General features: G+C 69.7%; 11 protein-coding genes. 9 read left to right on the top strand and 2 right to left on the bottom strand.

The genetic code is table 11. The features are described 5' to 3' along the window. Nucleotides 1-106: 106 nt before the first annotated feature. The 6 genes from eccD (at nucleotide 107) to ABD236_RS29730 (ending at nucleotide 7,222) form a co-directional block, all read left to right on the top strand. On the top strand, nucleotides 107-1,579 hold the full coding sequence (gene eccD, locus ABD236_RS29755) for a type VII secretion integral membrane protein EccD (RefSeq protein WP_344078974.1): 1,473 nt from the start codon (nucleotides 107-109) through the stop codon (nucleotides 1,577-1,579). 223 nt (nucleotides 1,580-1,802) lie between these two features. Then, on the top strand, nucleotides 1,803-2,093 hold the full coding sequence (rpsO, locus tag ABD236_RS29750) for a 30S ribosomal protein S15 (protein WP_344078972.1): 291 nt from the start codon (nucleotides 1,803-1,805) through the stop codon (nucleotides 2,091-2,093). A 278-nt stretch (nucleotides 2,094-2,371) separates the two neighbouring features. After that, a complete protein-coding gene (locus ABD236_RS29745) occupies nucleotides 2,372-4,588 on the top strand; it encodes a polyribonucleotide nucleotidyltransferase (RefSeq protein ID WP_344078970.1) in 2,217 nt (738 codons plus the stop codon). Further along, nucleotides 4,585-5,964: a M16 family metallopeptidase gene (locus ABD236_RS29740; RefSeq protein ID WP_344078968.1), complete on the top strand. Its 1,380-nt coding sequence runs from the start codon at nucleotides 4,585-4,587 to the stop codon at nucleotides 5,962-5,964. The genes ABD236_RS29745 and ABD236_RS29740 overlap by 4 nt, the downstream gene beginning before the upstream one ends. Before the next feature lie 49 nt (nucleotides 5,965-6,013). Beyond that, entirely contained in the window at nucleotides 6,014-6,766 is a 753-nt protein-coding gene (gene dapB / locus ABD236_RS29735; protein WP_344078966.1) for a 4-hydroxy-tetrahydrodipicolinate reductase, read from the top strand. A gap of 15 nt (nucleotides 6,767-6,781) precedes the next feature. Next, nucleotides 6,782-7,222, top strand: a complete 441-nt coding sequence (locus ABD236_RS29730; protein WP_344078964.1) for a hypothetical protein — start codon at nucleotides 6,782-6,784, stop codon at nucleotides 7,220-7,222. A gap of 7 nt (nucleotides 7,223-7,229) precedes the next feature. Here the strand turns inward: ABD236_RS29730 and ABD236_RS29725 are convergent, their stop codons facing one another. Together ABD236_RS29725 and ABD236_RS29720 are read right to left on the bottom strand one after the other, a co-directional pair. Continuing rightward, nucleotides 7,230-7,781, bottom strand: a complete 552-nt coding sequence (locus ABD236_RS29725; protein WP_344078962.1) for a hypothetical protein — start codon at nucleotides 7,779-7,781, stop codon at nucleotides 7,230-7,232. Between the two features lie 146 nt (nucleotides 7,782-7,927). Further along, nucleotides 7,928-8,167: a hypothetical protein gene (locus ABD236_RS29720; protein ID WP_344078960.1), complete on the bottom strand. Its 240-nt coding sequence runs from the start codon at nucleotides 8,165-8,167 to the stop codon at nucleotides 7,928-7,930. A gap of 205 nt (nucleotides 8,168-8,372) precedes the next feature. Here ABD236_RS29720 and thyX point away from each other — a divergent pair, with 205 nt between their 5' ends. The 3 genes from thyX (at nucleotide 8,373) to ABD236_RS29705 (ending at nucleotide 12,033) form a co-directional block, all read left to right on the top strand. Then, on the top strand, nucleotides 8,373-9,113 hold the full coding sequence (thyX, locus tag ABD236_RS29715; protein ID WP_344078958.1) for an FAD-dependent thymidylate synthase: 741 nt from the start codon (nucleotides 8,373-8,375) through the stop codon (nucleotides 9,111-9,113). 200 nt (nucleotides 9,114-9,313) lie between these two features. Continuing rightward, nucleotides 9,314-10,213, top strand: a complete 900-nt coding sequence (gene dapA, locus ABD236_RS29710) for a 4-hydroxy-tetrahydrodipicolinate synthase (RefSeq protein ID WP_344078956.1) — start codon at nucleotides 9,314-9,316, stop codon at nucleotides 10,211-10,213. 134 nt (nucleotides 10,214-10,347) lie between these two features. Continuing rightward, the gene (locus ABD236_RS29705; protein WP_344078954.1) at nucleotides 10,348-12,033 is read left to right on the top strand and encodes a ribonuclease J; all 1,686 of its coding nucleotides are present in this window, start codon (nucleotides 10,348-10,350) and stop codon (nucleotides 12,031-12,033) included. The last annotated feature ends 494 nt before the right edge of the window (nucleotides 12,034-12,527 follow it).

The raw sequence follows: 12,527 nt of genomic DNA, 5'->3' as shown, positions 1-12,527 counted from the left end.
GGGACTGCCTGCGCGCGACGGTGATCCTACTTGCAGCCTGTGACACCGGAGCCCGGTAGGGTGGCGCGCGCAGTGTGCGCAACCGCGAATCAGGGGGTCCGAGGACGTGAGTACGACCGCAGCGACAGGCTTCTGCCGGGTCACGGTGGTGGCGCCCGACAGTCGCATCGATGTGGCCCTCCCGGAGGACATCGCCGTCGCCGACGTCTATCCGGAGATCCTCCGGCTCACCGGGCAGACCCAGCCCGCGGGCGCGCCCACCGGCTACCACCTGGTGCGCCGCGACGGCACCGTCCTCGACGGCGCCCGCACCCTGGCCGCCCAGCAGGTCCTGGACGGCGAGCTGCTGAGCCTGCGCCCGTTCGCCGAGTCGCTGCCGCCCGCCGTCTTCGACGACGTCTCGGACGCCGTCGCCTCCGCCGTCACCCGCGACCGCCATCTGTGGAGCGACGACCTGCTGCGCTGGGCCGGCCTGGTCGGCGGTGTGCTGCTGCTCGTCCTGCTGGGCTTCGTCCTCTGGTACGCGGACCCGGTCGACCACGACATGCACGGCCTGCCCGGCGTCATCGCGGGCTCCGCGGGCCTGCTGCTCACCGCCCTCGCGGGGGTCCGGGCCCGCGTCTACTCGGACCGCGCCGGCGCCGTCGCCCTGGGCCTGGGCGCGCTGCCGCTGCTGCTGATCGCGGGCTCCGGCATCATCGGCCCGGACAGCGGCGACGGCCCCGGCAAGCTCCAGTTCCTGCTCGGCTGCGTCACCGTCCTGGTCGCCTCGGTATCCCTGGTCGTGCTCACGCCAAGCGGCGACGCCCCGTTCGTGGCGGCCACCTTCCTCGCCGCCACCGGCACCCTCGCCACCTTCGTGGCCATCCTCACCGAGTCCAGCGCCACCCGGACGGCCGCGGTCTGCGCCCCGGTCGCCATCGGCCTGGTCGCCTTCCTGCCCGGCCTGTCCGCCCGCTTCGCCCGGCTCCCCATCGGCTACGCCTCCCCGCGCAGCGCCGCCGCCGACGACTTCGGCGCCGAGCCCAGCAGCACCCCCGACGCGCGCCCCGTCGACGCCGAGCGCATCGCCGCCCAGGCCCGGCGCGGCCACGAGATGCTGCTCGGCCTGGTCGGCGGCTGCGCCGCGACCGTGGTCGGCTCGGCGGCCGTCCTCGGCTTCTCGGACAGCCTCTACGGCCAGCTCCTCGCCCTGATGGCCGGGCTCGCCATGCTGCTGCGCGCGCGTCTGTTCCGCTACACCTCACAGGTCGCCTGCGTCCTGGTGGCCGGGATCGCCGCGATCGCCCTGCTGGTCCTCGGCCTCTCCCTGAACCCGCCCGGCGACCTGCTGTACGACTTCGTCCGCTACGGCGACCGCGGCTCCCTGGACATCCGTACGATCTGGCTCTCCGCGGCGGTCGCCGCCGGCGCCGCGCTGATCACCGCCATCGGCCTGATCATCCCGAAGAAGGGCCTCTCGCCCTTCTGGGGCCGTACCCTCGACCTCGCCGAGGGCGCCGTGCTGCTCTCGCTGGTCCCGCTCTGCTTGGCCGTCCTGGACGTCTTCGACCGGGCCCGCTCGCTCACCAGCGGCTGACGGGCCCGGCGCGGCCGCCCCGGGACACGCCCGGCGGCCGCGCGCCCCCCGATCGGACGAGTCCCGGCGTACTGGTACGCTGTGTGACGGCCGTTTGTGTACGCGTCTTCGGATTCTTCTGGAGGCTGCGCCCAGCGGATCCCCGCCTCCCGAGTAACGGAAGCTCCCCTGAGACAAAGACCAGGGGCACTCGGTGGCACATCACGACTACGAGGAGTACCGAGTGTCTCTCGACGCCGCTACGAAGAAGCAGATCATGTCCGAGTTCGGCCAGAAGGAGGGCGACACCGGCTCCCCCGAGGTCCAGGTCGCCATGCTCTCCCGCCGCATCTCGGACCTGACCGAGCACCTCAAGACCCACAAGCACGACCACCACTCCCGCCGTGGTCTGCTGATCCTGGTCGGCCAGCGCCGCCGCCTGCTGCAGTACCTGGCCAAGAAGGACATCCAGCGCTTCCGTACGCTGGTCGACCGCCTGGGCATCCGCCGCGGTGCGGCCGGCGGCGCCAAGTAAGTCGCCGTGAAGGGAGCGGTTCCCACCTATTAGGGGGCCGCTCCCTTTGCTGTACGTGCGGGACGTACCGGACGCTCAGTAGTCTGGTCGTACAACGCAACACAGAATGAGCGAGAAGCCTCCTCCCGCCGCCGGTCCTCGGTAGTGGCCTCCGGGGAGACAACGCCCCCGGATGCTTCGATCGAAGACCGGCCAGCCCAGGAGCGCTTCTCCGCTGCACCGTCCCCCCGCCACACGGGCCCGGGGACGAAAGACGATGAGTATCGGAGAAAACGCTGGTGGAGAACGAGACCCACTACGCCGAGGCCGTTATCGACAACGGTTCCTTCGGCACCCGCACCATCCGCTTCGAGACGGGCCGCCTGGCCAAGCAGGCCGCCGGCTCCGCCGTCGCGTACCTGGACGACGACACGATGGTCCTTTCGGCCACCACCGCGTCCAAGAAGCCCAAGGACCAGCTCGACTTCTTCCCCCTGACGGTGGACGTCGAGGAGCGGATGTACGCGGCCGGCAAGATCCCCGGCTCCTTCTTCCGCCGGGAGGGCCGCCCCTCCGAGGACGCGATCCTCACCTGCCGTCTGATCGACCGCCCGCTGCGCCCGTCCTTCAAGAAGGGCCTGCGCAACGAGATCCAGGTCGTCGCCACGATCATGGCGCTCAACCCCGACCACCTGTACGACGTCGTCGCGATCAACGCCGCGTCCGCGTCCACCCAGCTGGCCGGCCTGCCCTTCTCCGGCCCGATCGGCGGCGTCCGCGTCGCGCTGATCCGCGGCCAGTGGGTGGCCTTCCCGACGCACACCGAGCTCGAGGACGCCGTCTTCGACATGGTCGTCGCGGGCCGCGCCCTGGAGGACGGCGACGTCGCGATCATGATGGTCGAGGCCGAGGCCACCGAGAAGACCATCCAGCTGGTCAAGGGCGGCGCCGAGGCGCCGACCGAGGAGGTCGTCGCCGCCGGTCTGGACGCCGCGAAGCCCTTCATCAAGGTGCTCTGCAAGGCCCAGGCCGACCTCGCCGCCAAGGCCGCCAAGCCGACCGGCGAGTTCCCGGTCTTCCTCGACTACCAGGACGACGTCCTGGAGGCGCTCACCGCCGCGGTCAAGGGCGAGCTCGCCCAGGCGCTCACCATCGCGGGCAAGCAGGACCGCGAGGCCGAGCTGGACCGCGTCAAGGAGCTGGCCGCCGAGAAGCTCCTGCCGGCCTTCGAGGGCCGCGAGAAGGAGATCTCCGCCGCGTACCGCGCGCTGACCAAGAAGCTGGTCCGCGAGCGCGTCATCAAGGACAAGGTCCGCATCGACGGCCGCGGGATCACGGACATCCGTACCCTGGCCGCCGAGGTCGAGGCCATCCCGCGCGTGCACGGCTCGGCGCTGTTCGAGCGTGGCGAGACCCAGATCCTGGGCGTCACCACCCTCAACATGCTCCGCATGGAGCAGCAGCTGGACACCCTCTCCCCGGTGACCCGCAAGCGCTACATGCACAACTACAACTTCCCGCCGTACTCCGTCGGTGAGACGGGCCGCGTCGGCTCCCCCAAGCGCCGCGAGATCGGCCACGGCGCGCTCGCCGAGCGCGCGATCGTGCCGGTCCTGCCGACGCGCGAGGAGTTCCCCTACGCGATCCGCCAGGTCTCCGAGGCGCTGGGCTCCAACGGCTCGACGTCCATGGGCTCGGTCTGCGCCTCCACCATGTCGCTGCTGAACGCCGGTGTGCCGCTCAAGGCCCCCGTCGCCGGTATCGCCATGGGCCTGATCTCCCAGGAGATCGACGGCAAGACGCACTACGTCGCCCTCACCGACATCCTCGGGGCGGAGGACGCCTTCGGCGACATGGACTTCAAGGTCGCCGGTACGAAGGAGTTCGTCACCGCCCTCCAGCTCGACACCAAGCTGGACGGCATCCCGGCCTCCGTCCTGGCCGCGGCCCTCAAGCAGGCCCGCGACGCCCGCCTCCACATCCTCGACGTGATGATGGAAGCGATCGACACGCCGGACGAGATGTCCCCCAACGCCCCGCGGATCATCACCGTCAAGATCCCTGTGGACAAGATCGGTGAGGTCATCGGCCCCAAGGGCAAGATGATCAACCAGATCCAGGAGGACACCGGCGCCGAGATCACGATCGAGGACGACGGCACCATCTACATCGGTGCCCAGGTCGGCTCGCAGGCCGAGGCCGCCCGCGCCACGATCAACGGCATCGCCAACCCGACCATGCCGGAGGTCGGCGAGCGCTACCTGGGTACGGTCGTCAAGACCACCACCTTCGGTGCGTTCGTCTCCCTGCTCCCGGGCAAGGACGGCCTGCTGCACATCTCGCAGATCCGCAAGCTCGCCGGTGGCAAGCGTGTGGAGAACGTCGAGGACGTGCTGGCGATCGGCTCCAAGGTCCAGGTCGAGATCGCGGAGATCGACTCCCGCGGCAAGCTCTCCCTGATCCCGGTCGTCGAGGGCGAAGAGGGCGACGAGAAGAAGGACGACACCGACAAGTGACGTCCCGTAGCTCCAAGGCGACGGCCCGCACCTCCTCGGAGGCGCGGGCCGTCGCCCGTACCCAAACGCTTCTCAAGGGCACGGGCGGCATCGGCACGGTCCGGCGCACCACCCTGCCCGGCGGCCTGCGCGTCGTCACCGAGACCCTGCCCTCCGTACGGTCGGCGACCTTCGGCATCTGGGTCCAGGTCGGCTCCCGTGACGAGACGCCCACGCTCAACGGCGCCACGCACTATCTGGAGCACCTCCTCTTCAAGGGCACCCGCAAGCGCAGCGCCCTCGACATCTCCGCCGCGATCGACGCGGTCGGCGGCGAGATGAACGCCTTTACGGCGAAGGAGTACACCTGCTACTACGCGCGCGTGCTCGACACCGACCTGCCGCTGGCCATCGACGTCGTCTGCGACATGCTGACCGGCTCCCTCATCCTCGAAGAGGACGTGGACGCCGAGCGCGGTGTCATCCTCGAAGAGATCGCGATGACGGAGGACGACCCGGGCGACTGCGTGCACGACCTGTTCGCGCACACCATGCTCGGCGACACCCCGCTGGGCCGCCCGGTCCTCGGCACCGTCGACACGATCAACGCGCTGACCCGGGCGCAGGTCGCCCGCTTCTACAAGAAGCACTACGACCCGCGCCACCTGGTGGTGGCGGCCGCCGGGAACGTCGACCACGCCACCGTCGTACGCCAGGTCCGCAAGGCCTTCGAGAAGGCCGGCGCGCTCACCGACACGGACGCGGTCCCGCTGGAGCCGCGCGCCGGCTCCCGCACCCTGCGGACGGCCGGCCGCGTCGAGCTGCTCAACCGGCGCACCGAGCAGGCGCACGTCGTCCTCGGCATGCCGGGCCTGGCCCGCACCGACGAGCGCCGCTGGGCGCTCGGCGTGCTGAACACGGCCCTGGGCGGCGGCATGTCCTCCCGCCTCTTCCAGGAGGTACGGGAGAAGCGCGGCCTCGCCTACAGCGTGTACTCGTACACCTCGGGCTTCGCCGACTGCGGACTGTTCGGCGTGTACGCGGGCTGCCGGCCCAACCAGGTCCACGACGTCCTGAAGATCTGCCGGGACGAGCTGGACCGGGTCGCCTCCGAGGGCCTGTCGGACGAGGAGATCGGCCGCGCGGTCGGTCAGCTCTCCGGCTCCACGGTGCTGGGCCTGGAGGACACGGGCGCGCTGATGAACCGCATCGGCAAGAGCGAGCTGTGCTGGGGCACCCAGATGTCGGTCGACGACATGCTGGCCCGGATAGCCGCGGTCACCCCGGACGACGTCCGCGAGGTGGCCCGTGATGTGCTGGGTCAGCGTCCCTCGCTGTCCGTCATCGGCCCGCTGAAGGACAAGCAGGCCGACCGCCTCCACGAAGCGGTCTCCTGATCCGTACGCAATCCGTACGTACGTGTACGCAAGGACGTGAGGAAGCAACATGAGCAAGCTGCGCGTGGCTGTTCTCGGCGCCAAGGGCCGTATCGGCTCCGAGGCGGTACGGGCCGTGGAAGCGGCCGAGGACATGGAGCTGGTGGCGGCCCTGGGCCGGGGCGACAAGCTGGAGGCGCTCGCTGACGCGGACGCCCAGGTGGTGGTCGAACTGACCACCCCCGCCTCGGTGATGGGCAACCTCGACTTCTGTGTGCGCCACGGCATGCACGCGGTCGTCGGCACCACCGGCTGGACCGAGGACCGCCTCGCGCAGCTCACCACCTGGCTGGACGGCTCGCCGTCCACCGGTGTGCTCATCGCGCCGAACTTCTCCATCGGCGCCGTCCTGACCATGAAGTTCGCCCAGCTCGCCGCCCCGTACTTCGAGTCCGTCGAGGTCGTCGAGCTGCACCACCCCAACAAGGTGGACGCGCCCTCGGGCACCGCCACGCGCACCGCGCAGCTGATCGCGGCGGCCCGCGCCGAGGCGGGGGTCGGCCCCGCGCCGGACGCCACGGCGACGGCGCTGGACGGGGCGCGCGGCGCGGACGTCGACGGCGTGCCCGTCCACGCGGTCCGGCTGCGCGGTCTGCTGGCGCACCAGGAGGTCCTCCTGGGCGCCGAGGGCGAGACGCTGACGATCCGTCACGACTCGCTCCACCACAGCAGCTTCATGCCGGGCATCCTGCTCGGCGCGCGCCGCGTGGTGTCCACCCCGGGCCTGACCTTCGGCCTGGAACACTTCCTCGACCTGAACTGAGCTGGACTGCCGGTCATGCGCGCAAAGATCACTTACTTCGTCACGGCTGCCGTCCTGGTCTTCTACTTCGTCCTGGTCGGCAGCCGGGGCCTGATGCTCATCCAGGACGGCAAGCTGATCACCGTCACCATGGGGATCGCGGTTCTGGTGCTGCCGCTGATCGGCATCTGGTTCCTGTGGGCCAACACCCGCTTCGTGACCCGGGCCAACGCCCTCGCCGCCGAGCTGGAGGCCGAGGGCGGCCTCCCGGTCGACGAGCTGGTCCGCACCGCGGGCGGCCGCATCGACCGCGACTCGGCCGACGCGGTCTTCGCCCGCCGCAAGGCCGAGACGGAGGAGGCGCCGGACGACTGGCGCTGCTGGTTCCGGCTCGCGGTCGCCTACCAGGACGCCCGCGACACCCCGCGGGCCCGCAAGGCCATGCAGCGGGCGATCACCCTGCGGGAAGCCGAATAGCTCCGGGTCAGGGACGCCCGTACTCCGCGCTCCACGCCTCCACCGTGTCGGCCGCCCGGTCGAACGCCTCCACGCGCGACAGGAAGTCCGCGTTGTGGTCGGTGAGCAGCACCCCGAGCGCCGCCCCGCCGTTCCGGGAGGCGAGCAGCGCCTGTCCCTGCACGGTCCGGGGCAGCCCGAGCAGCCGCACCGGCTGCTGCACCGTCCGTACGTCCGCGATCTGCTGCCAGGGCACCGTGGCGGTGCTCAGGAAGCGGACCCGGCGCAGCCCGCCCCGGCTGACCCAGACGCCCATCCGCAGCATCCGCAGCGCCGAGGCGATCACCAGCAGCGCGACGACCAGGACGGCGAGCGCTCCGCCCGGACCGCCGGTGAAGGTGATGATCACCGCGGCGAGCAGCACGAACGAGGCGAGGAGCAGCAGCACGGCGGCCGCTCCGACCCGCCAGGGCCCCGGTCGGTAGGGACGCCGCCAGCGGTCGTGGTCGTCGAAGGGCAGCGCGACGTCGTCGGCGGTCGCATCGAATGCGCGGTCGGCCGTCAGGAAAGGCAGGGGCACGACTGATCCTCACTCACAAGCACGCTCGATTGGCTGTGCCCGGTGAGGCTACCCAGGAGGCCGTCGGACGACCACCTCCGGGGGGCCATGGGGGTGCCTCCCACGCCATTCGGCCGATGGGGGCCGAGGGGGGCGAGGGGGGAGAGTCAGCGGCCTTCCGTCGCCTGGGAGTGCTCGGTGTGGCCCGGAGACTGGCTCGGCTCCAGCGCGGGCACCCCGAGCAGGAGCGAGCCCGCGAGCCCGGCCACCACGGTGAGCCCGACCAGCGTACGGCCCACTATTCGGCCGACGCCGGCACGCTCGCGCGGCGGCGGGGTGACGTTGCTACGGAAGGCGTCGGCCTCGGCGACGAACGCGAAGGGGACGGGCTCACGCCGGCGGAACATGAGGGGCTTCTCCTTGTCTGTGGGTGGTGCGCGGCCTGGGGTGGTCGAACTTTGATACGTCTACTGGTACAGACGTACGGAGTTGGGGTTTGGTGCCCGAATTCCCCGAATTGGCCGAAGAATTCGGTGACGGATCGTCAGGGCGGGCGTTGTCGGTGCCGGGCCGTAGAGTGGTCGCCGCCGTACCAACTGGAAGGACCCGCCGGTGACCGACACCCCCGCCGCAGACCCCAAGCCCAGCTTCCGCAGTGACGTCACCGTCGAGCTGGTGAAGCACACCGCCGGCGACTCCGACGTGCTGTGGGCGGCCCGCGTCTCGACCGCCGGCGAGCAGTCCCTGGAGGAGCTCCAGAAGGACCCCGAGCGCTCCCGCGGCCTGATCAACTACCTGATGCGGGACCGGCACGGCAGCCCCTTCGAGCACAACTCGATGACGTTCTTCATCAGCGCCCCGATCTTCGTCTTCCGCGAGTTCATGCGGCACCGGGTCGGCTGGTCGTACAACGAGGAGTCGGGCCGCTACCGGGAGCTCCAGCCGGTGTTCTACGTGCCGGGTGCCGACCGCAAGCTGGTCCAGCAGGGCCGCCCCGGGAAGTACGAGTTCGTCGAGGGTAGCGACGCCCAGCAGGAGCTGACCGCGCGCGCCATGGAGGACTCCTACCGCCAGGCGTACGAGGCGTACCAGGAGATGCTGGCGGCGGGCGTGGCCCGCGAGGTCGCCCGCGCGGTGCTCCCGGTCGGCCTGTTCTCGTCGATGTACGCGACGTGCAACGCCCGCTCGCTGATGCACTTCCTGGGTCTGCGCACCCAGCACGAGCAGGCGAAGGTGCCGTCGTTCCCGCAGCGGGAGATCGAGATGGTCGGCGAGAAGATGGAGGAGCACTGGGCGAAGCTCATGCCCCTCACCTATGCCGCCTTCAACGCCAACGGGCGCGTCGCCCCGTAAGTGGCCCGAATCCGCCCGTACGGGCACAGATGTGCGGATAGCCCGCGCAAAGTGTCCGTATTGCGGCGTTTCGTGAAGTTCATCTAGGCTGATCAAACGGACCCGGCACTGCTTGAACCCCCGAGCAGGCAGTGCCGGGCTCCCTCTGCCACGTCCCCCGAGGGGACACCCTGCGCTGAGCAGCGAGTAGCGTGTTACCCATGGCTCCGATCTCCACTCCGCAGACCCCCTTCGGGCGGGTCCTCACCGCCATGGTCACGCCCTTCACGGCGGACGGCGCACTCGACCTCGACGGCGCCCAGCGGCTCGCCGTCCACCTGGTCGACGCAGGCAACGACGGACTGATCGTCAACGGCACCACCGGCGAGTCCCCGACCACCAGCGACGCGGAGAAAGACCAGCTCGTACGGGCCGTACTGGAAGCGGTCGGAGACCGGGCCCATGTCGTCGCGGGCATCGGCACCAATGACACGCGTCACACGCTGGAGCTGGCCCGCACGGCCGAGCGCTCCGGCGCACACGGCCTGCTCGCCGTGACGCCGTACTACAACAAGCCCCCGCAGGAGGGCCTGTACCGGCACTTCTCGGCCATCGCCGACGCCACCGAGCTCCCGGTGATGCTCTACGACATCCCCGGCCGCAGCGGTGTCCCGATCGACACCGAAACCCTGGTGCGCCTCGCCGAGCACCCGCGTATCGTGGCCAACAAGGACGCCAAGGGCGACCTCGGCCGTGCCAGCTGGGCCATCGCCCGCTCCGGCCTCGCCTGGTACTCCGGCGACGACATGCTCAACCTCCCGCTGCTCTCGGTCGGCGCGGTCGGCTTCGTCTCGGTCGTCGGCCATGTGGTCACCCCCGAGCTGCGTGCCCTCCTCGACGCCTACCTCTCGGGCAACGTCCAGAAGGCCACCGAGATCCACCAGCGGCTGCTCCCGGTCTACACGGGCATGTTCCGTACCCAGGGAGTGATCACCACCAAGGCCGCGCTCGCCCTCCAGGGCCTGCCCGGCGGACCGCTGCGACTGCCGATGATCGAGCTGACGGCGGAGGAGACCGCCCAGCTCAAGATCGATCTTGCGGCCGGCGGGGTAGAGCTGTAGCTCCTGCGGGGTAGAGCTGTCACCACAGACTTCACAACTGAATACGAAGAACGAAACAGACAACAGCAAGTGCACGAATGTCATGCGCGCCACGTGCCCTATAGGTACGTGGCGTGTGTGGTGAGGAGAGTCTTTTGAGTCATCCGCATCCCGAACTCGGCACCCCGCCGAAGCTTCCCAAGAACGGCCTGCGCGTCACCCCGCTCGGCGGTCTCGGTGAAATCGGCCGGAACATGACGGTCTTCGAGTACGGCGGCCGCCTGCTCATCGTCGACTGCGGCGTCCTCTTCCCCGAGGAGGAGCAGCCCGGTGTCGACCTGATCCTGCCGGACTTCAGCAGCATCAGGGACCGCCTCGACGACATCGAGGGCATCGTGCTCACGCACGGCCACGAGGACCACATCGGCGGCGTCCCCTACCTCCTGCGCGAGAAGCCGGACATCCCGCTGATCGGCTCCAAGCTGACCCTCGCGCTGATCGAGGCGAAGCTCCAGGAGCACCGCATCCGCCCCTACACGCTGGAGGTCGCCGAGGGCGACCGCGAGCGCCTGGGCCCCTTCGACTGCGAGTTCATCGCGGTCAACCACTCCATCCCGGACGCGCTCGCGGTCGCCATCCGCACCCCCGCGGGCCTGGCCGTCGCCACCGGCGACTTCAAGATGGACCAGCTCCCGCTCGACGGGCGCCTGACCGACCTGCACGCCTTCGCCCGGCTGAGCGAGGAGGGCATCGACCTCCTCCTCTCCGACTCGACGAACGCCGAGGTCCCCGGCTTCGTACCGCCGGAGCGGGACATCTCCAACGTCCTGCGCAACGTCTTCGCCAACGCCGACAAGCGCATCATCGTGGCCAGCTTCGCCAGCCACGTGCACCGCATCCAGCAGATCCTGGACGCCGCCCACGAGTACGGCCGCCGGGTCGCCTTCGTCGGCCGCTCGATGGTCCGCAACATGGGCATCGCGCGCGACCTCGGCTACCTGCGGGTTCCCGCGGGCCTGGTCGTGGACGTCAAGACGCTCGACGACCTGCCGGACGACGAGGTCGTGCTGGTCTGCACCGGTTCGCAGGGCGAGCCCATGGCGGCGCTGTCCCGCATGGCCAACCGCGACCACCAGATCCGGATCGTCCAGGGCGACACGGTGATCCTGGCGTCGTCCCTGATCCCCGGCAACGAGAACGCGGTCTACCGCGTCATCAACGGCCTGACCCGCTGGGGCGCCAACGTCGTCCACAAGGGCAACGCCAAGGTGCACGTCTCGGGCCACGCCTCGGCCGGCGAGCTGCTGTACTTCTACAACATCTGCAAGCCGAAGAACCTGATGCCGGTCCACGGCGAATGGCGCCACCTGCGGGCGAACGCGGAGCTCGGAGCCCTCACCGGCGTCCCGAAGAACCACATCGTCATCGCCGAGGACGGCGTGGTCGTCGACCTGGTCGACGGCGCCGCGAAGATCGTCGGCAAGGTCCAGGCGGGTTACGTGTACGTGGACGGCCTCTCGGTCGGCGACGTCACGGAGTCCTCGCTCAAGGACCGCCGGATCCTCGGGGACGAGGGCATCATCTCGGTCTTCGTGGTCGTGGACTCGTCGAGCGGCAAGATCGTCAGCGGTCCGACGATCCAGGCGCGCGGTTCCGGCATCGAGGACTCGGCCTTCACCCCCGTGGTCTCGAAGGTCGAGGAGGCGCTGAACAAGTCCGCTCAGGACGGTGTCGTCGAGCCGCACCAGCTCCAGCAGCTGATCCGCCGCTCGGTCGGCAAGTGGGTGTCCGACACCTACCGTCGCCGCCCGATGATCCTCCCGGTGGTCGTGGAGGTCTGACGACCCGTCTGATACCCACGGCGTACGCCCGGAGCGGGGCCCCTCGATTTGCGTCGGGGCGCCCCGCTCCAGTACGTTTACATCTCCTCCAGACGGGAACCCGGCACCTTCGTGTGCCTCCCGCGTCCATGACGCGGGGCCAGGGAAACCGAGCGGGAGGGAAATTCCGACTCAGAACTTCTGATAAAGTCGGAGCCGCCGGAAAGGGAAACGCGAAAGCGGAAACCTGGAAAGCGCCGAGGAAATCGGATCGGAAAAAGATCTGATAGAGTCGGAAACGAAGGAAGCGCCCGGAGGGCCCGGAAACGGGAACAAAGGAAGCGTCCGTACCTTGAGAACTCAACAGCGTGCCAAAAGTCAACGCCAGATTGACAACCCCGGCCCACCGCTTGGCGGTTGGGTTGGAGGTTCCTTTGAAAAGTCCTGCCGATCGTTTCGATCGGTAGGCAACAACACAGCGAGGACGCTGAGGACGACTGGTCATATTCCGACCT

This window comes from Streptomyces crystallinus, assembly GCF_039521265.1.
Taxonomy (GTDB): Bacteria; Actinomycetota; Actinomycetes; order Streptomycetales; family Streptomycetaceae; genus Streptomyces; species Streptomyces crystallinus.
This window is presented reverse-complemented; position numbering and strand designations above follow the sequence as displayed.

Excerpts from the sequence above, each read along its gene's own strand:
- dapB (WP_344078966.1), top strand. The coding sequence starts at position 6,014 with ATGAGCAAGCTGCGCGTGGCTGTTCTCGGCGCCAAGGGCCGTATCGGC.
- dapA (WP_344078956.1), top strand. The coding sequence starts at position 9,314 with ATGGCTCCGATCTCCACTCCGCAGACCCCCTTCGGGCGGGTCCTCACC.
- ABD236_RS29730 (WP_344078964.1), top strand. The coding sequence starts at position 6,782 with ATGCGCGCAAAGATCACTTACTTCGTCACGGCTGCCGTCCTGGTCTTC.
- ABD236_RS29720 (WP_344078960.1), bottom strand. The coding sequence starts at position 8,167 with ATGTTCCGCCGGCGTGAGCCCGTCCCCTTCGCGTTCGTCGCCGAGGCC.